The sequence below is a fragment of the Streptomyces sp. MS191 genome, assembly GCF_008042125.1.
In the GTDB taxonomy this organism is placed as follows: domain Bacteria; phylum Actinomycetota; class Actinomycetes; order Streptomycetales; family Streptomycetaceae; genus Streptomyces.
Window position 1 is genome coordinate 355,855 of the sequence record NZ_RDBI01000066.1, and the last position, 21,743, is coordinate 377,597.

Below are 21,743 nucleotides of genomic sequence, written 5' to 3' on the forward strand. Positions count from 1 at the left end.
CGCCGACCCAGCCCCGCGTCCCCCGTCCGCCGCGTCACACCCATCCGATCGAGGTTGTACGGCCATGAACTCCCGCCAGCGCCGCGGCGTCCTCCTGCTCCTGCTGTCCGTCCTGTGCGCCCTCGGCGCGTTCGCCGGAGTCCTCTCCGTGATCAGCGACGCCAACGCCAAGGTCGGACCCGAGGTCACGGCGTACCGGATCAAGAAGGACGTCGCGCCCTACACCGCCCTGGACGAGGGCCAGTTCGAGAAGATCTCGATGCCCCGGCGATGGCTCTCGGCCAACGCCGTCACCGACCTCTCCCAGATCCGCGGCAAGATCGCCGTCACCACCCTCCAGGGCGGCTCCCTCCTGCAGACCGACATGATCGTCAAGCGGCCCGCGCTCCGCCCCGGCCAGCAGGAGATCGCCATCATGATCGACGCCGCCACCGGCGTCGCCGGCAAGATCACGCCCGGGGCGACCGTCAACATCTACGCCACCTTCGCCGCCGAACGCGGCGGCACACCCGCCCAGTCCAAGGTCATCGTCAGCAACGCCCGCGTCCTGGACGTCGGCACGCTCACCCCGATCGACGCCAAGGGCGACGACCGCGGCAACCGCGCCACCGAGGCCGTCCCGATCACCTTCGCCCTCTCCACCCTCGACACCCAGCGCGTCGCCTACGCCGAGTCCTTCGCCGAACACGTACGCCTCGCGCTCGTCGCACCCGGCAGCGAGGACACGCTCACCCCGGGCGACCGCACCTACACGCTCGACAAGGACAAGTGAGGCCGGTATGACCACCAGGATCCTGCCGGCCGTGGGCGACCCCGACGCGGCCCGGTCCGTCATCAGCCTGCTCAGCCAGCTCCCCGACGCCGAACCCGCCCCTCCCGTCGCCGACTCCACCCACCTCGTCGACACCCTCGCCCGGCTCGCCGCCACCTCCCTCGACGAACTCCCCGAGGTCGTCCTCGTCCACGAACGCATCGGGCCCGTACCCGCCCTCGAACTCATCCGTGAGGTCGCCCTCCGCTTCCCCGCCGTCGGCGTCGTCCTCATCACCTCCGACGCCAGCCCGGTCCTGTTCTCCGCCGCCATGGACTCCGGCGCCCGCGGACTCGTCACCCTCCCCCTCCACTACGAGGAACTCGCCAGCCGCGTCCAGGCCGCCGCCCAGTGGTCCGCCGGCGTCCGCCGCCACCTCGGCAGCGGCGCCGAGACCCTCACCGGCCCCGGCGGCACCGTCGTCACCGTCAGCGGCGCCAAGGGCGGCGTCGGCACCACCGTCACCGCCGTCCAGCTCGCCCTCGCGGCCCGCGCCTCCGGCCGCAGCGTCGCCCTCGTCGACATGGACCTCCAGGGCGGCGACGTCGCCTCCTACCTCGACGTCCAGTTCCGCCGCTCCCTCGCCGACCTCGCCGCCGTCGACGACATCTCGCCCCGCGTCCTCCAGGACGCCGTCTACACCCACGAGACCGGCCTCGCGCTCCTCCTCGCCCCCGCCGACGGCGAACGCGGCGAAGAGGTCGCCGACCGCTCCGCCCGCCAGATCATCGGCGCCCTCCGCACCCGGTACGACGTCGTCGTCGTCGACTGCGGCACCTACCTGACCGGCGCCAACGCCGCCGCCGTCGAGACGGCCGACACCGCCCTCCTCGTCACCACCCCCGACGTCGTCGCGGTCCGCGCGGCCAAGCGGACCGTCCGCATGTGGGACCGCCTCCAGATCCGCAAGGCCGAGGAGAGCACCACCCTCGTGAACCGCTACCACCGCTCCACCGAGATCCAGCCCGCGCTCATCCAGAAGATCACCGGCACCCGGATGGCCGGCGTCGCCGTACCGGCCAACTTCAAGGAACTCCAGGGCGTCGTCGACGCGGGCCGGCTGCACGACCTCGACGCCCGCTCCTCGGTGAAGCAGGCACTGTGGTCGCTCGCGGGTGAACTCGGCCTGGTCAAAGCCCCCGACGCCACGGGAGCCCAGCCCGGCGGGCAGCTCGCCCGCGTCACCCGGGGCAACGACCGCGGCTCGCTGGGACTCCGCCGACGCGCGGGAGGGCGGGACCGATGACCGGACGGTACCGGGACGACGAAGGACAGGTGGCGATCGAGTTCCTCGGCATGGTGCCCCTCATCCTGCTCACCCTGGTGCTGCTCTGGCAGTGCGTCCTGGTCGGCTACACCTTCTCGCTCGCCGGCAACGCGGCCGACGAGGCGGTACGGGCCTACGCGGTCGGGGACGACTGCCACGAGGCCGGGACACGGAACCTCGACGGGGCCTGGGCGAGCGGCGCGAAGATCACGTGCGCCCCGGAGGGCGGCATGGCGCACGCGACGGTCACCCTGCGCGTCCCGGTCCTCTTCCCCGGCGCCATCAGCTTCCCCTTCGACGTCGAGGCCGACGCCGGAGCCGTACGGGAGGACAGGGAGCGGCCGTGACACACGACAGGGGCCCCGGTGCCGGGGCCGCGAGCGAAACCGCCGGCGGGGAGCCCCGCACGCCAGGCGGCCCGGTACGCACCCCCGCACGCCAGGACCGTGCGCCCGCCCGCCGGCCCCGGACGCCCGGCGGCCCGGCCCGTACCCGGACGCCCGGCGGCCCGGCCCGTACCCGGCGCAGCGACCGCGGCCAGGTCGCGATCGAGTACCTCGGCTTCCTGCCCGTCCTGCTCCTCGTCGCGCTCGCCGGCATCCAGCTCGGACTCGCCGCCTACGCCGCCCAGCAGGCCGGCACCGGCGCCCGCGCCGCGGCCCGCGCCGCCACCCAGGACGACTCCACCCTCGACCCGGAAACCGCCGGCCGGTCCGCCATGAGCGGCTGGATCGCCGACCGCAGCCGCGTCTCCGTCGACCCCGGCACGACCGAGGCCGTCGCCTCCGTCACCGTCCGCATCCCGTCCGTCGTCCCCTTCTGGACCTTCGGCGACGTACGCAAGTCCGCGACCATGCCACTGACCGAGGAGGACGCGTCATGAGTCTGCGGTCCCGCATCAGCGCCCCCGAGGAGACCGGCCCCGGCGGCCGCGAGGACGGCCACCTCGTCGCCACCTTCCGCGCCAAACTCCTCGAGGAGATCGACCTCACCGAGATGTCCGCGCTCGCCGCCGCCGAGCGCCGGGCCCGCCTCGAACGCGTCCTCGGCCACATCATCAGCCGCGAAGGACCCGTCCTCTCCACCGCCGAACGCGCCCAGCTCATCCGCCGCGTCGTCGACGAGGCCCTCGGCCTCGGCGTCCTCGAACCCCTCCTCGAAGACGCCTCCATCACCGAGATCATGGTCAACGGCCCCGACCAGATCTTCATCGAACGGGCCGGCCGCGTCGAACTGCTGCCGCTGCGCTTCGCCTCCCACGACCAGCTGATGCAGACCATCGAACGCATCGTCTCCACCGTCAACCGCCGCGTCGACGAGTCCAACCCGATGGTCGACGCCCGGCTCCCCTCCGGCGAGCGCGTCAACGTCGTCATCCCGCCGCTGTCCCTCACCGGCGCGACCCTCACCATCCGCCGCTTCCCCCGCGCCTACACCCTCCACGAGATGATCGCGCTGGGCTCCCTCGACGACCAGATGCTCTTCCTGCTCGCCGGACTCGTCCAGGCCAAGTTCAACATCATCGTCTCCGGCGCCACCGGCACCGGGAAGACCACCCTGCTCAACGCCCTCTCCGGACTCATCCCCGAAGGCGAACGGGTCATCACCATCGAGGACTCCGCCGAACTCCAGCTCCAGCAGTCCCACGTCATCCGCCTCGAAAGCCGCCCCCCGAACATCGAAGGCCGCGGCCAGGTCACCATCCGCGACCTCGTCCGCAACTCCCTGCGCATGCGACCCGACCGCATCATCGTCGGCGAGGTCCGCGGCGGCGAGACCCTCGACATGCTCCAAGCCATGTCCACCGGCCACGACGGCTCACTCGCCACCGTCCACGCCAACTCCGCGGAGGACGCCCTCACCCGACTCCAGACCCTCGCGTCGATGTCCGAGGTGAAAGTCCCCTTCGAAGCACTCCGCGACCAGATCAACAGCGCCGTCGACGTTCTCGTCCAGCTCACCCGCCACCCCGACGGCACCCGCCGGATCACCGAGATCGCCATCCTCGCCTCCCACGGACGCGAACGGTTCACCATCGCCACCGTCTGCCGCTTCCTCGCCCAGCCGCTCACCGCCGACGGCCGGGTCCACGGTGAGTTCCGCTACCACCCCCTCCCGCGCCGCGTCGCCGACCGGCTCTACATGGCGGGCCAGCCCATCCCCCAGGCCTTCGGCGTCGCCGCGACGGACGACCAGCTCGCCACCCGAGAAGCGAAGTAGGAAGCGACGATGAACGATCCGACCCTGCTCACGATCGGCGTCACGCTGCTCGCCTGCCTCCTCGGCGTGACCGGCCTGCGCCTGTACGCCGACGGCGCCGCCCAGCGCGCCGCCCTGGTCGCCCGCCTCAGCGACACCGGAACCCCCCACACCACCGGACGCCGCCGCCGCTTCCGCACCCTCGACCGACGCCTCCGCCGCACCCGGTTCGGCCGCCGCCTCGAACTACGGATCTCCGCCACCGGCCTCGACCTCACCCCCGGCGAGTTCACCGCCGCCATGACCGCCGCCGTCGCCGCCCTGTGGACCATCGGACAGGCACTCCTGTCCCCCTTCTTCGGCCCCCTGTGCGGCCTCCTCGGCATCTGGGCCGCCCTCGGATTCCTCGGCTGGCAGCGACAGAAACGCATCGAGAAGTTCATCAACCAACTCCCCGAACTCTCCCGCATCCTCGCCAACGCCACCCAGGCCGGCCTCGCCCTGCGCATGGCCCTCAGCATGGCCGCCGACGAGATGGAAGCCCCCGCCGGAGACGAACTCGAGAAGGTCGCCCAGCAACTCGCCGTCGGCACCTCCCTCGACGACGCCCTCGGCGAACTCGCCGAACGCCTCCCCTCCCGCGAACTCGTCGTCCTCGTCACCACCCTCGTCCTCGCCAACAAGGCCGGCGGCACCGTCGTCTCCTCCCTGCGCAACCTCACCGAGACCCTCGAGGAACGCAAGGAGACCCGACGCGAAGTCCGCACCCAGCTGTCCCAGGTCAGCATGACCGCCTACGCCGTCCCCGTGATCGGCATCGGCTCCCTCCTGCTCATCGACAACATGCAACCTGGCGCCCTCGACCGGATGACCGGCTCCGGCCTCGGACAGTTCGCCGTCGTCATCGCCTTCGCCCTGTACGTCGTCGGCTTCGCCGTCATCCGCCGCTTCTCGAAGATCGACGTCTGAGGAGGAGGACGACATGGACCTGCTGCTCGCCCTTGCCGCCGGCCTCGCCGTCGCCGGCATCTTCCACGGCATCCGCCTCTACCGCGCGGACGCCAGACTCCCCGGCGACCTCCAGCTCGCCCTCGAAGTCGGCGCCACCCGCACCGGCGCCGTCGACTCCGCCGTCGACCGCCTCGGCATGCGCTACTCCGCCACCGTGCTCCGCCTCATGGGCCCCAAACGCGTCAACGCCGTCCGCCGCCGCATCGACCTCGCCGGAAACCCCGGCGGCCTCACCATCGACCGCTACGGCGCCCGCCGCGCCGTCTACGGCTTCCTCGGCGGCCTCGGCGGCCTCGTCATGCTCTCCAACGGCGACATCCTCGTCGCCCTGCTCCTCTTCGCCTTCGCCGCCTTCTGGACCGAGGTCGGCATCTGGTCCGCCATCCGCATCCGCAAGGACCAGATCGAACGCACCCTCCCCGACTTCCTCGACGTCCTCGCCGTCGTCGTCTCCGCAGGACTCGGCTTCCGCCAGGCCCTCGACCGCGTCGCCGACAAGTACGAAGGCCCCTGGTCCGACGAACTCCGCATCACCCTCCGCCAGATGGACATGGGCGTCAGCCGCCGCCAGGCCTTCGACGAACTCCGCCGCCGCAACGACAGCGAACAGGTCGCCCAGTTCGTCACCGCCCTCCAACAAGGCGAAGAACTCGGCGCCCCCATCGTCGAGACCCTCATACAGATCGCCAACGACATGCGACGCACCGACGCCCAGAACGCCCGCAGAAAGGCCGCCAAAGCCGTACCCAAGGCCACCATGGTCATCACGACCCTGATGGTCCCCGCCACGATGATCCTGCTCGGCGCCGGCCTGTTCCTCGGAACAGGCACGAACTTCGGCTCCCTCACCGGGGAATGACACCCATGGGACCGGCACCCACCCCCGACATCCATGTCGTCCTCCTCCTCAGACGTCGATCTTCGAGAAGCGGCGGATGACGGCGAAGCGGATGGGCTTCGGGGACGTGAAGCTGGCGCTCTCGCTGGGCGCGGTGCTCGGCTGGTACGGCTGGGGTGTGCTGTTCGCGGGGACGTTCGCGGGGTTCCTGTCGGGTGCGGTGTACGGGCTGTGGCTCGTCGTCGTGCGGCGGGGGAGTCGTCAGTCCGCGATTCCGTTCGGCCCGTTCATGATCGGTGGCGCTCTGCTCGGTCTGCTTCTCGGCGCGCTGTCCGCCACCCCTTGAGGTTCCCGCCCTAGCATCCAGCCGTATGCGGACAATTAATAACAAAAGCCTGCGAGGACCGCGTGTGGTGCCGGCGGTCCTCCGGTCACCTCGGAGCAGGTCCGCCCTTCTGCCCTGGGCCTGGGCCGGCGCCCTGTGCGCCCTCTACACGACCGTCGCCGTGCGCCGCCATCTCCTCCTGCGGACCACGGGCTACGACCTGGGCATCTTCGAGCAGGCCGTCCGCGCCTACGCCGAACTCCGCGCCCCGGTCGTCCCCTTGCGCGGGGAGGGGTTCCATCTGCTCGGCGACCACTTCCATCCGCTGCTCGCCGCCCTGGCCCCGCTCTACCGGATCTGGCCGTCCCCGCTCTGTCTGCTGATCGCCCAGTCCGCGCTGCTGGCCCTCGCCGTCGTGCCGCTCGCCCGCTGGGCGGCCCGCGCGCTCGGTCGCGGGGCCGCCCATGTCGTCGCCGTCGGGTACGGCCTCAGCTGGGGCATCGCCTCGGCCGCCGCCTTCGACTTCCACGAGGTGTGCCTCGGCGTGCCGCTGCTCGCGTTCGGCCTGGAGGCGCTGGGCCGCCGCCGCTGGGGCCACGCCGTCGCCTGGACGGCGCCGCTCCTGCTGGTGAAGGAGGACCTGGGGCTCACCCTCGCCGCGGTCGGCGTGTACATCGCGCTGAAGGGCGGCCCGGGACGCGCGCGGCGGCTCGGTCTGGCGGCGGCCGGCGCCGGGCTGCTCGGTTCGCTGGTCGAGATCAGGTTCGTGCTGCCGGCGTTCAGCCCGGGCGGGGAGTACGCCCACGGCGCCAACCTCACGGCCGGCCACGGCTCGCTGCTCGCCACGCTGGCGCACGCCCCGCTGGACGCCCTGCGCCCCGACGTCAAGGCGATGACCCTGATCCTGGTCTTCGCCCCGTCGGCGCTGCTGGCCATGCGTTCCCCGCTCTCGATCGTCGCCCTGCCCACCCTCGGATGGCGGATGGTCTCGGAGAACGGCTTCCACTGGGGCACGGCCTTCCACTACAGCGCGATCCTCATGCCGGTCGTCTTCGCCGGGCTGATCGACGCCCTCGCCGGCTGGCGCCGCACCGACCACCCGCTCGCCGCCCGCCATGTCCGGGCCTCGCTCGCCACCGTGCTCGCCGTGACCGCGGTCATGCTGCCGTCGTTTCCGCTGGCGCAGCTCGGCCAGCGCGCCACCTGGCGCACCACCGGGCATGTCGAGGCGGCCCGGGCGCTGCTGGCGCGGATCCCGGACGGCGCGACCGTGGCCGCCTCCAACCGGCTGGCTCCGCAGCTGACCTCGCGGTGCGTCGTCGTCCTCTTCCCTACGTTCCCGGTGGACGGGCGGCTCTACCGGTACGAGCGCGGGCAGCTGCCGCCGCCCACCGCGGAGTGGATCGTCCATGACCGGGAGACGCCCGAGGCCTGGCCGTACAAGCCCGGCCACTGGCCCTACCCGATCGAGCAGCAGGAGGCGGAGCTGGCGGCGGCGCGGCAGAAGTACGGGTACGAGCTGGTCGCCCGCCGCGAGGGGATCACGCTGCTGCGCCGGGTGGCGGGCCGTGGGGGCGCGGTGGCCGGGGCGGATTAGGCGGGAGGGCGGCCCCCCGCCGGCCGTGGCCGAATCCGCCGGTCAGGGCTCGGCACGGCTTCGGCGTCAACCGGAGGCCTGTCGGCGGGGGTCCCCCCTGGGAGGGACGAAACCCGCCGCCACGCCGGGGCGCAAACCCGCCATGGAGCCCTACGACCCTTGTCCCGCCTGGGATCCGCGTATTCCGTATCGGACCAGTGGCCGCACGTGGCACGCGCCGGCACTAATGAAGGGTTATGGTGGAAACCCCCCCTCGGGCCGGTCCGTATCCCCCCCACGGACCGGCCCGTTTTTTGTCTCCGCGCCCCCCGTGGCGCCCCCCGTGCGACGCGTGCCGTGACCCGGCGGATCAGTTCCGTCCGGCCCAGATGTTGGTGCCCGCGGTGTCGACGGCGAAGGAGTCGATCTCCTTCAGCTCCTCCTCGGTCAGCGGCGGCGCGGCCAGCGCGGCCACGTTCTCCTCCAGCTGCGTGACGCTGGACGCGCCGATCAGCGCGGAGGTCATCCGCTCGTCGCGCAGCACCCACGACAGCGCCAGCTGCGCCAGCGACTGTCCGCGGCGCTCGGCGATGTCCGCGAGGCCGCGGAGCCGGCGCAGCACCTCGTCGGAGAGCAGGTTCGGGTCGAGGGACTTGCCCTGCGTGGCCCGGGAGCCCTCCGGGATGCCCTTCAGGTACTTGTTGGTGAGCAGGCCCTGGGCGAGCGGCACGAAGGAGATGCAGCCCATGCCGGCCGCCTCCAGGGTGTCGAGGAGGCCGTCCTCCTCCGTCCAGCGGTTGATCATCGAGTACGAGGGCTGGTGGATGAGGGCGGGGACGCCCATGTCCTTGAGGATGCCGGCGGCCTCGGCGGTCTGCTCGCTGGTGTAGGAGGAGACGCCGACGTACAGCGCCTTGCCCTGCCGGACGGCGGAGGCGAGGGCCCCCATCGTCTCTTCGAGGGGGGTGTGGGGGTCGAAGCGGTGCGAGTAGAAGATGTCGACGTAGTCGAGGCCCATCCGCTTGAGGGAGGCGTCGAGCGAGGACATCAGGTACTTGCGGGAGCCCCACTCGCCGTAGGGGCCGGGGTGCATGAGGTAGCCGGCCTTGGTGGAGACGATCAGCTCGTCGCGGTAGGGCGCGAAGTCCTGGGCGAAGATCTTGCCGAAGTTCAGCTCGGCCGAGCCGGGCGGCGGTCCGTAGTTGTTCGCCAGGTCGAAGTGGGTCACGCCCAGGTCGAAGGCGCGGTGCAGGATGGCGCGCTGCGAGTCGAGGCTGCGGTCGTCGCCGAAGTTGTGCCACAGGCCGAGCGAGACGGCGGGGAGCTTGAGCCCGCTGCGGCCGGTGCGGCGGTACTCCATGGCGTCGTAGCGGTCCGTGGAGGCGCGGTACAGGGGGGAATCAGTCACGTATCTCTGCTTATCACGGACTTGTGACAGTCCCGGGCTGGGAGCCGTTGACCCGTGCGCAGTAGTGTGTCGGCTTCGGGGACCGCCGCAGCATGGAGGGGTTAAGAACAGTGAACCTGCGCGACCTGGTGTACGGGCTCTACGCACGCCGGGTGGAAGGCCGCCTCGACCATGCCCAGGTGCCCAAGCACATCGGCGTCATCCTCGACGGCAACAGGCGCTGGGCCAAGGCGTCCGGCGGGACCCCCGAGCAGGGCCACAAGGCCGGTGCGGACAAGATCCAGGAGCTGCTCGGCTGGTGTGCCGAGACCGACGTCGAGGTCGTCACGCTCTGGATGCTGTCCACGGACAACCTGAACCGGCCGGAGGAGCAGCTCGTCCCGCTGCTGGGCATCATCGAGAACGCCGTGCGCGCGCTGGCCGCCGACGGTCGTTGGCGGGTGCACCACGTGGGCACGCTGGACCTGCTGCCGGCGCGTACGCAGTCGGTGCTGAAGGAGGCCGAGCAGTCCACGCACGACAACACGGGGATACTCGTGAACGTGGCGGTGGGCTACGGCGGCCGGCAGGAGATCGCGGACGCGGTCCGTTCGCTGCTCCTGGAGCACGCGGAGAAGGGGACGAGCTTCGAGGAGCTCGCCGAGATCGTCGATGTCGAGCACATCTCCGAGCACCTGTACACGCGGGGTCAGCCCGACCCGGATCTGGTGATCCGTACGAGTGGCGAGCAGCGTCTGTCCGGTTTCATGCTGTGGCAGAGCGCCCATTCCGAGTACTACTTCTGTGAAGTGCACTGGCCTGCGTTCCGCAAGGTCGACTTCCTGCGCGCGCTGCGCGACTACGCGGCCCGGCACCGCCGCTACGGCACCTGACGGCCGCGTCACCACGGCACCCGGCGGCGGACCGGGGCGGGTCACCGGGCGTTCACGAACGCGTCGTCATATGCCCTGGCATGGCGGCGGGTGTTCGAGGGAATACCCCTTCCAGAGTGAGCGGCACGGAGACCGCCACCCGGGAGGCCCGTTGCACCAGGACGACCGTGCAGGACATGTACGGACGAAGCGGAGGGCCGGAGCTCGGCCCGCGCATCGTGGCCAGAGCCCGGTCCCATCCCGCAGCGACACCGCTTCCGTCGCGCCCCGACCTCACAAGGGTCGTCAAAGGGGGTCTGTCCTTCCGTGGTGACCAGTACGAAGCGCCGCTTGTCCGACAGGCGCACCTATGTTCTCGACACCAGCGTCCTGCTGGCCGACCCCAACGCCGTGTCCCGGTTCGAGGAGCACGAGGTCGTGCTTCCGATCGTCGTGGTCACCGAGTTGGAGGCCAAGCGACACCATCCCGAACTGGGCTATTTCGCCCGGGCGGCCCTGCGCCTCCTGGACGACTTCAGGGTCCGGTACGGGCGGCTGGACGCGCCGCTCCCGATCGGGGAGCTGGGCGGCACGCTGAGGGTCGAGCTGAACCATTCGGACCCCGGGGTCCTTCCGGCCGGCTACCGGCTGGGGGACAACGACTCACGGATTCTGGCGGTCGCGCGCAATCTGCAGGCCGAGGGGTTCGACGTCACCGTCGTCTCCAAGGACCTGCCGCTGCGGATCAAGGCGTCGTCGGTCGGGCTCCTCGCCGAGGAGTACCGTGCCGAGCTCGCCATCACGGACTCCGGCTGGACCGGTATGTCCGAGCTGGGTCTCTCGGCCGAGCAGGTGGACATCCTGTTCGACCAGGAGAGGCTCTACGTGCCGGAGGCGGCGGAGCTTCCGGTGCACACCGGGCTGGTCCTGCAGTCCGAGCGGGGAAAGGCGCTCGGCCGGGTGACCGCGGACGGCAATGTCCGGCTGGTGCGGGGCGACCGGGAGGTGTTCGGCATCCGTGGGCGCAGTGCCGAGCAGCGGATCGCGCTGGACCTGCTCCTCGATCCGGAGGTCGGCATCATCTCGATGGGCGGGCGGGCCGGTACGGGCAAGTCCGCGCTGGCGCTCTGCGCGGGCCTGGAGGCGGTCCTGGAGCGCCGGCAGCACCAGAAGGTGATGGTGTTCCGTCCGCTGTACGCGGTCGGCGGGCAGGAGCTCGGGTACCTGCCGGGCAGCGAGGCCGAGAAGATGAGCCCGTGGGCTCAGGCGGTCTTCGACACGCTGTCGGCGGTGGCGGGGCGTGAGGTCATCGAGGAGGTGCTGAGGCGCGGGATGCTGGAGGTCCTGCCGTTGACGCACATCCGGGGCCGGTCGCTGCACGACGCGTTCGTGATCGTCGACGAGGCCCAGTCGCTGGAGCGGAACGTCCTGTTGACCGTTCTGTCCCGGATCGGGTCGAATTCCCGGGTGGTGCTGACGCACGACGTCGCGCAGCGGGACAACCTCCGGGTCGGCCGGTACGACGGAGTCGTCGCCGTGGTGGAGAAGTTGAAGGGCCATCCGCTCTTCGCCCATGTCACGCTCACCCGCTCCGAGCGTTCGCAGATTGCGGCGCTTGTGACCGAAATGCTGGAGGACGGCCAGATCTGAGTGGATTCGTAGGATTAGCACCTTCCCGTACCCGTACGGGAGTTGGCGCCGCCCGGCAGAGCGCAGGAGCTTAGCCGGGCGGCGTCGCGCTGTCCGCCTTATCGGCCAAATCTCCTGTGACTGGCGGGGTGTGAGCTTTCACACGCAACGTGGAATTGCCTTGCGGCGTCGCCGTCCGGCAAAGTCTTGCTTCCGTCAGGCCCCGCATACGGCACACGTGCACCCTCAGGGGTGCGGCACCACACAACTCAACAACTGTCCGCCGTATGCCGCCCACAGCACCACGGGCCCGTGTCTTCTGTGACCCAGCAGTTCGGAGACCAGCGCCAGGGGCACGATTTCGCCCGCTTGGTCACCAGCGCGGGTGATGCTGGAAGGAAACCGTGTGAGCCGGATCTCGGTCCGGGGATTCGCGGTGGCTTCGGCCACTGCGGTCACCACTGTCGGCGCCGTCGTCGGTGTTGCCTCGGGCAACACCCAGCCCGCGGACGACAACTTCGAGGCCACCGCAGCCGACACCACCCTGCTCGCTGACATCCCCGCCGGTCAGCAGGCCCAGGTACAGGTCTCCTCGCTCGCCGAGCAGGCGGACGTGCAGGCCGCCGCCGCCGACACGGCCGCGAAGAAGTCCGCCGAGGAAGCCGCGCGCCTGCAGGCCGCCAAGGACGCCGAGTCGAAGAAGAAGGCCGCCGACAAGGCGGAGCAGGAGCGCAAGGACGCCGCCGAGCGTGCCGACCGTTCCTCGCTGCGCGACGCGTCGAGCTTCTCCGCCCAGGGGTCCTACAGCATCGCCGAGGTCAAGGCGATCGCCCGGCAGATGATCCCCGCCTCGCAGTTCCAGTGCTTCAGCAACATCGTGGACCACGAGTCCGGCTGGAACTACCGCGCGACCAACCCCTCCTCGGGCGCCTACGGTCTCGTCCAGGCCCTCCCGGGTTCGAAGATGTCGTCGGCCGGCGCCGACTGGCAGACGAACCCGGCCACCCAGATCAAGTGGGGCCTGAACTACATGAACAGCCGCTACGACAGCCCCTGTGGCGCGTGGTCGTTCTGGCAGGCCAACCGCTGGTACTAGTCCGGCCCGCTCAACTTCGCGGAGCCCCCCACCGTCCTACGGTGGGGGGCTCCGTGCGTGTAGGTTCGGGAAGCCACGGGCACCCGGGGGGTGAGAGCGGGGGAGAGGGAACGAGATGTCGAGACTGCCAGGATGGCTGAACCGGATCGGTGCCGGTCTGAGTCACATGGGCGAACGCCTGGAGGAGCGCCGGGCGGAGGCGGAGGCGCGGGACGCGCTCGGCCCGACCCCCGGCGCCGCGGGCGACGAGCCGGACGCCCCCTCGGGCGCCGCGGCCGGSGTGCCCGGCGCGGGTGACCCGGCCGGGGAGCCCGCCGGCGTGCACGGTGACGAAACCGCCGGCGTGCCCGGCGACGAAACCGGCGCGGACACGTCCTCCGGCGAGGCCGACCACTCCGCCGAATCCGACCGGACCGACGCGACCGGCGGGACCGTCGACGGGGTGGGAGTGGACCACGCGCCGGGCACCCCGGTCGCGGGCGGAGCCGCCGCCGCCGTCAGGGCGGGTGCGGCGAAGGCGGGGGCGGCCGCCGCGGCGCGGTGGCCGGGCCGGCGTGCCCCTTCCGCCGCCGACCGCGCCGTGCCCGCGCCGCCCGACTACGCCCCCGCCGTCGCCGCCAGGCCCGACCCGATCGACGCCATCCCGTGGGGCATGAGGGTCGCGGCCGAGGCGGGCTGGCGCCTGCTGGTGCTCGCCGGCACGGTCTGGGTGCTGATGAAGGTGATCAGCTCCGTGCAGCTGGTCGTCCTCGCGTTCGTCGCCGCACTGCTCATCACGGCGCTGTTGCAGCCGACCGTGGCGCGGCTGCGGAAGGCGGGTCTGCCGCGCGGGCTGGCCACGGCCGTCACGGCCGTCTCCGGGTTCGTGGTGATGGGCCTGGTCGGCTGGTTCGTGGTCTGGCAGGTCATGGACAACATCGACAACCTCTCCGACCGGGTCCGGGACGGCATCGAAGAGCTGAAGCGGTGGCTGCTGGACAGCCCGTTCCATGTGACCGAGCAGCAGATCAACGACATCGCCAAGAACCTCAGCGACACCATCGGCGCCAACACCGAGCAGATCACGTCCGCCGGGCTCCAGGGCGTGACCGTGGTCGTGGAGGCGATGACCGGGATACTGCTCGCGATGTTCTCGACGCTCTTCCTGCTCTACGACGGGAAGAAGGTCTGGAACTGGACGCTGAAGCTGGTGCCCGCGCAGGCCCGGCCGGGAGTCGCGGGCGCGGGTCCGCGGGCCTGGCGGACCCTGACCGCGTACGTGCGCGGCACGGTGCTCGTCGCCCTGATCGACGCGGTGTTCATCGGCCTCGGCCTGTACTTCCTCGATGTGCCGATGGCCGTGCCGCTGGCCGTGTTCATCTTCCTCTTCGCGTTCATCCCGCTGGTCGGCGCCGTGATCTCGGGTGCCCTCGCGGTGGTGGTCGCGCTGGTCACCAACGGTGTGTTCACCGCGCTGATGGTCCTCGTCGTGGTGCTGGCGGTGCAGCAGATCGAGGGCCACGTCCTGCAGCCCTTCATCCTGGGCCGGGCGGTGCGGGTCCACCCGCTGGCGGTCGTGCTCGCGGTCGCGGCCGGCGGACTGACCGCCGGTATCGGCGGCGCGGTCGTGGCGGTGCCCCTGGTCGCCGTCACCAACACCGTCGTCGGCTACCTGCGCGCGTACAGCCACGAGCAGGCGCTGCGGACGTCCCCCGAGCCCCGTGGTGCGACGGCGTTCGCGGTGGCGCCGACGCCGGCGCCTGGCTCGAAGGACCGGGACCGGCTGTGATCTCGGATCCGGAACTCGTCGACGGGGGTGGCTTGTCCGAGGCCCGGACACCGTCGGCCGTCATCGACCCGGTGCCGCCGAAACCGCCGCGGCCCGTGCGGCCGTGGCTGTGGGCGGTGGGTGGCGCGGTCGTCGCGTCGGCCCTGTGGGGCGGTGGCCTGTACGCCCACGAGCGGTACGAGGCGGGCCGCGGCGTCGACCTCGGCGGGTACCGCTCGGTCGGGGACGTGTGTGCGAAGGCCGAGCTGAAGGCGSTGTCCGGAGAACTGGGCGAGGTGTCGCGGGACGGGAACGGGTCGCGGCAGGAGGATCCGGCGCTGGAGCGGGCCACCTGCTCGGCGATCATCGGTTCGCCGGACACCGGCTTCAGCGTCGACGTCTACTACGAACTGCACAAGGTGACCGATCCCGGTCCCGAGTTCGAGGCGCGGCTCGGTGACCTCCGGACGGAGGCCGAGAGGGTCGACGGGCTCGGGGAGGTCGCGTACTTCGACCGTGACGAGAATGACTTGGGTGCCTGGATACGGGTTCTCGACGGGCAGGTGGAGATCGAGATCAGTCTGCAGCGGCTGCAGAACTGGGACGGCGAGAAGAACGAGGCGGTCCCGCAGGCGAAGACCATCGACCTGTCGGGTGTCGACGCGCTGCTCGCCCGGACACCGGCTTCAGCGTCGACGTCTACTACGAACTGCACAAGGTGACCGATCCCGGTCCCGAGTTCGAGGCGCGGCTCGGTGACCTCCGGACGGAGGCCGAGAGGGTCGACGGGCTCGGGGAGGTCGCGTACTTCGACCGTGACGAGAATGACTTGGGTGCCTGGATACGGGTTCTCGACGGGCAGGTGGAGATCGAGATCAGTCTGCAGCGGCTGCAGAACTGGGACGGCGAGAAGAACGAGGCGGTCCCGCAGGCGAAGACCATCGACCTGTCGGGTGTCGACGCGCTGCTCGCCCAGGACATGAAGGCGCTGATGGCGGCGCTCCGCCAGGGCTGAGGCCGGGCCCGGCCGGTCCACCGGCGACAGGCATGCGGAAGGGCCCCGGAGTGAGTGACTCCGGGGCCCTTCGTCGTGCGGTGCCGTCTACTCGGCGAGGAGCGCTTCCGCGTCCAGGGTCACGCCGACCGCCTGGATCACCGAGGCGATCTTGACGGCTTCCTGGATCGTCTCGCGGTCCACGCCGGCCTTGCGCAGGACCTGCTCGTGCGAGTCCAGGCACTGGCCGCAGCCGTTGATCGCGGAGACGGCCAGCGACCACAGCTCGAAGTCGACCTTCTCGACGCCCGGGTTGCCGATGACGTTCATCCGCAGTCCGGCGCGCATCGTCCCGTACTCGGGGTCCGACAGCAGGTGCCGGGTCCGGTAGAAGACGTTGTTCATCGCCATGATCGCGGCGGCGGACTTGGCCGCCGTGTACGCCTCGGGCTTGAGGTTGGCCTTGGCCTCCGGCTCCAGCTCGGCGAGGACCTTCGGCGAGCGCGAGGCGATCGCGCAGGCCAGGACGGTGCCCCAGAGCTGCTGCTGCGGCAGCTCGCTGTTGCCGATCACCGAACCGAGGTTCAGCTTGAGGTCCTTGGCGAAGTCCGGGATGGCGGACTTGAGTTCGTCGAGAGCCACGTCAGATCACTCGCCCGACAGGAGGGCGGCCGCGTCGAGGGTGGTCTCGCCCTTGTTCCAGTTGCACGGGCACAGCTCGTCGGTCTGCAGGGCGTCCAGCACCCGCAGGACCTCCTTGGGGTTACGGCCGACGGAGCCGGCGGTCACCATGGTGAACTGGATCTCGTTGTTCGGGTCCACGATGAAGACGGCGCGCTGGGCGAAGCCGTCCTCGCCCTCGACGCCGCAGTCGCGCATGAGCTCGTGCTTGGAGTCGGCGAGCATCGGGAAGGGCAGGTCACGCAGGTCGGCGTGGTCCTTGCGCCAGGCGTGGTGCACGAACTCGGAGTCGCCGGAGACGCCGAGGATCTGGGCGTCGCGGTCAGCGAACTCGTCGTTCAGCTTGCCGAAGGCCGCGATCTCGGTGGGGCAGACGAAGGTGAAGTCCTTCGGCCAGAAGAACACCACGCGCCACTTGCCCTCGTAGGACTTGTGGTCGATCTGCTCGAACTCCTTGCCGCTCTCCAGCGACACGCAGGCGGTCAGGTCGTAGGTGGGGAACTGGTCACCGACAGTGAGCACGCGCTCTCCTTGCAATGGTGGAAGTCCTTTTTGGGGTCTTCCGTGAGGGGTTGGACGTGTGCTCAGCATGGCACGGAGTGCATTGATCAGTGAAATAGCTAGACTGGGTCGTGTTGATCGAAGGTGGTTATCAGTGGCATCCCCGTACGGCCCGCACCGTGGCAAGCAGCCGAGCCTTTCGCAGCTCAGGGCATTCGCCGCGGTCGCCGAGCATCTGCACTTCCGGGACGCGGCGGCGGCGATCGGCATGAGTCAGCCGGCGCTCTCGGGCGCGGTTTCGGCTCTCGAAGAGGCACTCGGTGTCCAGCTCCTCGAGCGTACGACGCGCAAGGTGCTGCTCTCGCCCGCGGGGGAGCGGCTGGCGGTGCGCGCGCGGGCGGTGCTGGACGCGGTCTCGGAGCTGATGGAGGAGGCGGAGGCGGCGCAGGCGCCGTTCACCGGCGTGCTGCGCCTGGGGGTGATCCCCACGGTGGCCCCGTATCTGCTGCCGACGGTGCTGCGGCTGGTCCACCAGCGCTATCCGGAGCTCGATCTCCAGGTGCACGAGGAGCAGACCTCGTCGCTGCTGGAGGGGCTGGCGGCCGGGCGGCTCGACCTGCTGCTGCTGGCGGTGCCGCTCGGGGTGCCCGGCGTCGTGGAACTGCCGCTCTTCGACGAGGACTTCGTGCTCGTCACCCCGGAGGGGCATCCGCTGGCCGGGCGGGACGACATTCCGCGCGAGGCGCTGCGGGAGCTGAAGCTGCTGCTCCTGGACGAGGGGCACTGCCTGCGGGACCAGGCACTGGACATCTGCCGCGAGGCGGGCCGTACGGAGGGGGCGCCGGTCACGACGACCGCGGCCGGGCTGTCCACGCTGGTGCAGCTGGTGGCGGGCGGCCTCGGGGTGACCCTGCTGCCGCGTACGGCGGTCAAGGTCGAGACGGCGCGCAACACGGCCCTGTTCACGGGCTGTTTCACGGATCCGGCCCCGTCCCGGCGGGTCGCGCTCGCGATGCGCGCGGGGGCGGCGCGGCAGGGTGAGTTCGAGGAACTGGCCGGGGCGCTGCGGGGTGCGATGAGGCGTCTGCCGGTACGCGTGGTGGGCGCCGGGACCTGACGGGTCCCGGCGCCCACCGGCGCGGATCCTCATCCGCCGCGGTCCGCGACCGCGCCTCCCCGGTGGGCGCGGTCGCGGGCCGTCATTCGGTGCGCAGGCCGTCGGCCCGCATCAGCCGCCACAGCGGCGGCAGGCTGAGCAGGGTGACCGTCGCGATGAGTCCGGCGCCCACGCCGACGATCGGCAGGACGACCGACCAGTCCTCGACCGTCCTGTCGATCATGCGGAGCAGCACCACGCCGAGTCCGAGTCCGCCGGCCGTGGCGAGGGCGAGGCCGAGGGTGATCGGGAGGGCCGTCTGCCACAGGACGGACCAGCTCAGGGTGGACCGCCGGGTGCCGAAGGCGACCAGGGCGGACAGCAGCCTCTTGCGGTCCCTGAGTTGTTCCAGGGTGGTGACCAGGAGCGAGGCCGCCACCAGGAGCATGGTCAGGGTCGCGCCGACGAGGATGCCGGTGCGGACGCTGCTGTACTGCCGGTCGCCTTCGACGTCCTGGAGGGTGCGGACCCAGGCCAGCGGGTCGAGCGCGGCGGCCGTGTTCCGTACCCGGTCGGCGGCGTCGGGGTCGGCGGGGTCGATCCGGATCAGGGCACCGGCCTCCGGGGCGTCCAGCCGGCGGGCGTCGAACGCGGCCGGGGTGGCGAGGATCCCGCCCCGGTACCGGCCGGTGGGGTCGAGGCGCGAGTCGACGGTGCGCGCCGTCTTCGGGATCCGCCAGGTCGGGACCGGCCCGTCGTGGAGTTCCTCGACGTCCCGGAGCGCGACCTCGGCGCCGGGCCGGGCGGTCTGCAGGACCCGTTCGTCGGGCAGTCCGCCGTCGACTCCGTGCGTGAGGGCGATGAACACGTCGCCGTCCTCGCAGGAGGGCAGCTTCGCCAGTTCCCGCAGCGAGGGGCAGTCGGCGACGGCGAGTGAGGTGGTGGGGGCGTACTCCTCGCCGGAACGGATCGGTCCGGGGCGCCACACGTGTCCGTCGACGGTGCCGATCACGCCGGTGACGCCGGGTGTCCTCGAGAACCTGTCGATCATCTCGCGGGCCTCGCCGCCGTTCTTGGCGTCGACGCTCGTCTGGAGCTGGGCCCGGGCGCTCTCCATGCCGGTCCGGCTCGTGAAGTCGTCCTGCATCGCCTGGAAGAGCATCTGGAGGGCGATGGCCCCGGCCGCGGCGACGACGATCCCGCTGACGGCGCGGGCGGCCGTGCCGCTGCTCAGCTGGAGCCGGCGGACGGCCAGCTGCCAGGGCACCGGACCGCCGTGCAGCCGGTGCACGACGGCCTCCACGAGCCAGGGCAGCAGGGTGGTGAGCCCGACGAGCATGAGCAGGGAGCCGGTGGTGATCCCGAAGGTGTCGATGCCGGCGCCGACGATCTCGATCTGCCCGGCCATCGGGAGGAGGAGGGCGGTGCCGGCGCCGACGAGGAGCAGGCGCCACCACAGGCGGCGGGGTCGCGGGGTGGAGTCGCGGACGACGCCGAGCGGTTCGATCGCCACTCCGCGCAGCGCGCTCAGGGTGACGGCGACGGCCGCGACCGGCACCGTCAGGAGGACGAGGACGGCGAGCGGGGTCAGCGGGACCACGTCGGAGGGGAAGGCGTTGACGTCCCAGACGGTCACGGTGCCGGAGAACTGCCGTCCCAGGGCGAAGAACGCGACGCCGAAGCCGAGTCCGACCAGTGCGCTCGCGAGGGATTCGCCGGCCGCGATCCGCCGGGTCATGGCGATGTCGGCGCCGACCAGGCGCAGTGCGGCGAGCCGGCGGTCGCGTTGCTCGCCGCCGAAGCGGACGGCGGTCGCGATGAAGACGAGGACCGGCAGCAGCAGGACGACGCAGGCGATGGCGACGAGCAGCAGGAGGAAGGGGTTCAGTGGCTCCTCCGGCACCGACCAGCCGTAGCGGATGCCGCGTCCGTCGTAGTTGTCGGTGGTGAGGGTGCCGCTGCCGGCGACGTACCGCAGTTCGGACGGTCCGATGAGGCCGGCTTTGCCGAGGGTTCCGGTGACCTTGTAGGGCAGTCGTTCGCGGAGCAGCGTGCCGCCGGGTGAGTCCAGCAGGGTGCGCAGCGCGGGGGAGACGAGCATCTCGCCGGGGCCGGGCGGCTTCGCCGTGCCCGGGGGAGCGGGCGCGTCCGGGCCTTCGGGGCGCAGGACCAGGCCGGTGACGGTGTCGTCGTGGAAGACGGTGGTGTGGCGGTAGTAGAGAAAGGAGCCGGCGCTCGGCCGGGTGATCTCCTCGCTGGCGTCGGGGCTGCGCTGGGCCTCGCGTACCTCGCGGGAGGACATCATGGCGGGGAGGGACGCGGCGACCAGCAGCAGGGCGACGCCGAGGCCGATGCCGGTGGCGGTCAGGACGGTGCGGACGGCGCCGCGCCGGCCGCCGCCGAACGCGAAGCGCGCGCCGAGGGCGAGGTCGCGCGCCCGGAGTCGCAGGCTCATGCGGCCCACTCCGTGTCCCGCACGGAGCCGTCGCGGACGATGATCTCGCGGTCGGAGTAGGCGGCGACGCGGGCCTCGTGGGTGACGAGGACGACGGCGGCGCCGGTGTCCCGGGCCGCGGCGGTGAGGAGTTCCATGACCCGTTCGCCGTTGAGGGAGTCGAGGGCGCCGGTGGGTTCGTCGGCGAAGATCACCCGGGGTGTGGTGGCGAGCGCGCGGGCGACCGCGACCCGCTGGCCCTGTCCGCCGGATATCTCCCCGGGCCGGTGGCCGGCGACGTCGTCGACCTCCAGGCGGGCGAGCCACGCGCGGGCCGTGGCCTCGGCGCTCTTGCGCCGCTCGCCGTTCAGGCGCAGCGGCAGGGCGACGTTTTCGACACAGGTCAGCTCGGGGACGAGCTGGCCGAACTGGAAGACGAAGCCGAACTCGGAGCGGCGCAGGGCGCTGCGCTCGCCGTCCGACAGGGCGGTGAGTTCGCGTCCGTCGTAGGTGACGGTGCCGGCGTCGGGGCGGACGATCCCGGCGAGGCAGTGCAGCAGGGTGGACTTGCCGGAGCCGGAGGGGCCCATGACGGCGACGACCTCGCCGGCCCGGATGGCGAAGTCCGCGCCCGCGAGGGCGGGGGTCGGGCCGTAGGCCTTGTCGATGCCGTCGGCCCGGAGCAGGGCGGTGGTGGTCATCGGCGGATCTCCTCGGCGAGCCGGTCCAGGCGGGCGGCGGTCAGTTCCAGCCACCGAAGATCTGCTTCGAGGTGGAAGAGGGCGTGGTCGCAGATCAGCTGGTCGGCGAGGTCGCCGTCCTTCTTGCGGCGGGTCAGTTCGCGCATCAGCCGCAGGTGCTCCGCGCGCTGGACGTCGAGCAGCTCGGCCGCCGGGCGGCCGGTGAGGAGGGCGAGGACGACCTTGGTGTAGAGCGTGGACTGCAGGTACGGCTCCGGCTTCTCGGGCCGGGCGAGCCACTGGGCGACGTCGGTGACGCCGGCCTCGGTGATGGCGTACCGCTTGCGTTCGGGGCCTCCGCCGGCCTCGACGCCGTCCACCTCGACCAGGCCGTTCTTCAGCAGGCGGGACATGGTCGAGTAGACCTGCCCGTAGTGAAGCGGCCGGTCGTGGCCGAACTTCTCGTCGAAGGCGCGCTTGAGGTCGTAGCCGTGGCGCGGTCCGGACTCCAGGAGCCCGAGAAGGGTGTGACCGATTGACATGCCGACCACTCTACACCCTGTGTATACGCACGGTGTATAGCCGAACCGGGACGGAAT

Annotated in this window: 21 protein-coding genes and 1 pseudogene; 16 read left to right on the forward strand and 6 right to left on the reverse strand. The window is 71.4% G+C overall.

Translation table 11 applies throughout. The annotated features are described in order from the left end of the window. The first annotated feature begins 64 nt into the window (after positions 1 to 64). From cpaB to EAO71_RS30270, 9 genes and pseudogenes are all read left to right on the forward strand, one after another. Positions 65 to 772: a Flp pilus assembly protein CpaB gene (cpaB, locus tag EAO71_RS30230; protein WP_147980970.1), complete on the forward strand. Its 708-nt coding sequence runs from the start codon at positions 65 to 67 to the stop codon at positions 770 to 772. Between the two features lie 7 nt (positions 773 to 779). Beyond that, positions 780 to 2,057: an AAA family ATPase gene (locus EAO71_RS30235; protein ID WP_147980971.1), complete on the forward strand. Its 1,278-nt coding sequence runs from the start codon at positions 780 to 782 to the stop codon at positions 2,055 to 2,057. Continuing rightward, the gene (locus EAO71_RS30240) at positions 2,054 to 2,425 is read left to right on the forward strand and encodes a TadE/TadG family type IV pilus assembly protein (protein ID WP_147980972.1); all 372 of its coding nucleotides are present in this window, start codon (positions 2,054 to 2,056) and stop codon (positions 2,423 to 2,425) included. Before EAO71_RS30235 ends, EAO71_RS30240 begins: the two co-directional genes overlap by 4 nt. Next, positions 2,422 to 2,961: a TadE/TadG family type IV pilus assembly protein gene (locus EAO71_RS30245; RefSeq protein WP_147980973.1), complete on the forward strand. Its 540-nt coding sequence runs from the start codon at positions 2,422 to 2,424 to the stop codon at positions 2,959 to 2,961. Before EAO71_RS30240 ends, EAO71_RS30245 begins: the two co-directional genes overlap by 4 nt. Next, positions 2,958 to 4,298, forward strand: a complete 1,341-nt coding sequence (locus EAO71_RS30250) for a CpaF family protein (RefSeq protein ID WP_147980974.1) — start codon at positions 2,958 to 2,960, stop codon at positions 4,296 to 4,298. The genes EAO71_RS30245 and EAO71_RS30250 overlap by 4 nt, the downstream gene beginning before the upstream one ends. A gap of 9 nt (positions 4,299 to 4,307) precedes the next feature. Further along, a complete protein-coding gene (locus EAO71_RS30255; RefSeq protein WP_147980975.1) occupies positions 4,308 to 5,246 on the forward strand; it encodes a type II secretion system F family protein in 939 nt (312 codons plus the stop codon). A 13-nt stretch (positions 5,247 to 5,259) separates the two neighbouring features. Beyond that, positions 5,260 to 6,147 carry a DUF5936 domain-containing protein gene (locus EAO71_RS30260; RefSeq protein ID WP_147980976.1) on the forward strand — a complete coding sequence of 296 codons (888 nt, stop codon included), beginning with the start codon at positions 5,260 to 5,262 and terminating at the stop codon, positions 6,145 to 6,147. A gap of 91 nt (positions 6,148 to 6,238) precedes the next feature. Then, a pseudogene (locus tag EAO71_RS30265) lies at positions 6,239 to 6,472 on the forward strand (prepilin peptidase); the annotation flags it as partial. Positions 6,473 to 6,539: 67 nt separating this feature from the next. Further along, the gene (locus EAO71_RS30270) at positions 6,540 to 8,048 is read left to right on the forward strand and encodes a DUF2079 domain-containing protein (protein WP_261992418.1); all 1,509 of its coding nucleotides are present in this window, start codon (positions 6,540 to 6,542) and stop codon (positions 8,046 to 8,048) included. 349 nt (positions 8,049 to 8,397) lie between these two features. Here the strand turns inward: EAO71_RS30270 and mgrA are convergent, their stop codons facing one another. Further along, positions 8,398 to 9,435, reverse strand: a complete 1,038-nt coding sequence (gene mgrA, locus EAO71_RS30275; protein ID WP_147980979.1) for an L-glyceraldehyde 3-phosphate reductase — start codon at positions 9,433 to 9,435, stop codon at positions 8,398 to 8,400. A 110-nt stretch (positions 9,436 to 9,545) separates the two neighbouring features. Between mgrA and EAO71_RS30280 the strand changes: the two genes are divergently transcribed. The 6 genes from EAO71_RS30280 (at position 9,546) to EAO71_RS30305 (ending at position 15,773) form a co-directional block, all read left to right on the forward strand. Beyond that, positions 9,546 to 10,307 (forward strand): isoprenyl transferase, encoded by a 762-nt coding sequence (locus tag EAO71_RS30280; protein WP_137993617.1) that lies wholly within the window; start codon positions 9,546 to 9,548, stop codon positions 10,305 to 10,307. 306 nt (positions 10,308 to 10,613) lie between these two features. Continuing rightward, on the forward strand, positions 10,614 to 11,936 hold the full coding sequence (locus tag EAO71_RS30285; protein ID WP_147980980.1) for a PhoH family protein: 1,323 nt from the start codon (positions 10,614 to 10,616) through the stop codon (positions 11,934 to 11,936). A 385-nt stretch (positions 11,937 to 12,321) separates the two neighbouring features. Next, a complete protein-coding gene (locus tag EAO71_RS30290; RefSeq protein WP_147980981.1) occupies positions 12,322 to 13,011 on the forward strand; it encodes an aggregation-promoting factor C-terminal-like domain-containing protein in 690 nt (229 codons plus the stop codon). Between the two features lie 115 nt (positions 13,012 to 13,126). Next, entirely contained in the window at positions 13,127 to 14,779 is a 1,653-nt protein-coding gene (locus EAO71_RS30295) for an AI-2E family transporter (protein WP_147980982.1), read from the forward strand. Further along, positions 14,776 to 15,480 carry a hypothetical protein gene (locus EAO71_RS30300; protein WP_147980983.1) on the forward strand — a complete coding sequence of 235 codons (705 nt, stop codon included), beginning with the start codon at positions 14,776 to 14,778 and terminating at the stop codon, positions 15,478 to 15,480. The genes EAO71_RS30295 and EAO71_RS30300 overlap by 4 nt, the downstream gene beginning before the upstream one ends. After that, positions 15,477 to 15,773 carry a hypothetical protein gene (locus EAO71_RS30305; protein ID WP_147980984.1) on the forward strand — a complete coding sequence of 99 codons (297 nt, stop codon included), beginning with the start codon at positions 15,477 to 15,479 and terminating at the stop codon, positions 15,771 to 15,773. The genes EAO71_RS30300 and EAO71_RS30305 overlap by 4 nt, the downstream gene beginning before the upstream one ends. Positions 15,774 to 15,860: 87 nt before the next feature. On the opposite strand, the gene EAO71_RS30310 is transcribed toward EAO71_RS30305, so the two are convergent. Together EAO71_RS30310 and EAO71_RS30315 are read right to left on the reverse strand one after the other, a co-directional pair. After that, positions 15,861 to 16,394: an alkyl hydroperoxide reductase gene (locus tag EAO71_RS30310; protein WP_147980985.1), complete on the reverse strand. Its 534-nt coding sequence runs from the start codon at positions 16,392 to 16,394 to the stop codon at positions 15,861 to 15,863. Positions 16,395 to 16,400: 6 nt separating this feature from the next. After that, the gene (locus EAO71_RS30315; protein ID WP_147980986.1) at positions 16,401 to 16,955 is read right to left on the reverse strand and encodes a peroxiredoxin; all 555 of its coding nucleotides are present in this window, start codon (positions 16,953 to 16,955) and stop codon (positions 16,401 to 16,403) included. A 133-nt stretch (positions 16,956 to 17,088) separates the two neighbouring features. Between EAO71_RS30315 and EAO71_RS30320 the strand changes: the two genes are divergently transcribed. Beyond that, a complete protein-coding gene (locus tag EAO71_RS30320; protein WP_147980987.1) occupies positions 17,089 to 18,051 on the forward strand; it encodes a LysR substrate-binding domain-containing protein in 963 nt (320 codons plus the stop codon). Positions 18,052 to 18,133: 82 nt separating this feature from the next. Here EAO71_RS30320 and EAO71_RS30325 read toward each other — a convergent pair whose 3' ends face one another. The 3 genes from EAO71_RS30325 to EAO71_RS30335 are packed head-to-tail and all read right to left on the reverse strand — an operon-like array spanning position 18,134 to position 21,686. Continuing rightward, positions 18,134 to 20,485, reverse strand: a complete 2,352-nt coding sequence (locus EAO71_RS30325; protein WP_147980988.1) for an FtsX-like permease family protein — start codon at positions 20,483 to 20,485, stop codon at positions 18,134 to 18,136. Next, positions 20,482 to 21,165, reverse strand: coding sequence for an ABC transporter ATP-binding protein (locus tag EAO71_RS30330; protein WP_147980989.1), 684 nt, complete (start codon positions 21,163 to 21,165; stop codon positions 20,482 to 20,484). Before EAO71_RS30330 ends, EAO71_RS30325 begins: the two co-directional genes overlap by 4 nt. Beyond that, a complete protein-coding gene (locus tag EAO71_RS30335; RefSeq protein ID WP_147980990.1) occupies positions 21,162 to 21,686 on the reverse strand; it encodes a PadR family transcriptional regulator in 525 nt (174 codons plus the stop codon). Before EAO71_RS30335 ends, EAO71_RS30330 begins: the two co-directional genes overlap by 4 nt. Between the last annotated feature and the right edge of the window lie 57 nt (positions 21,687 to 21,743).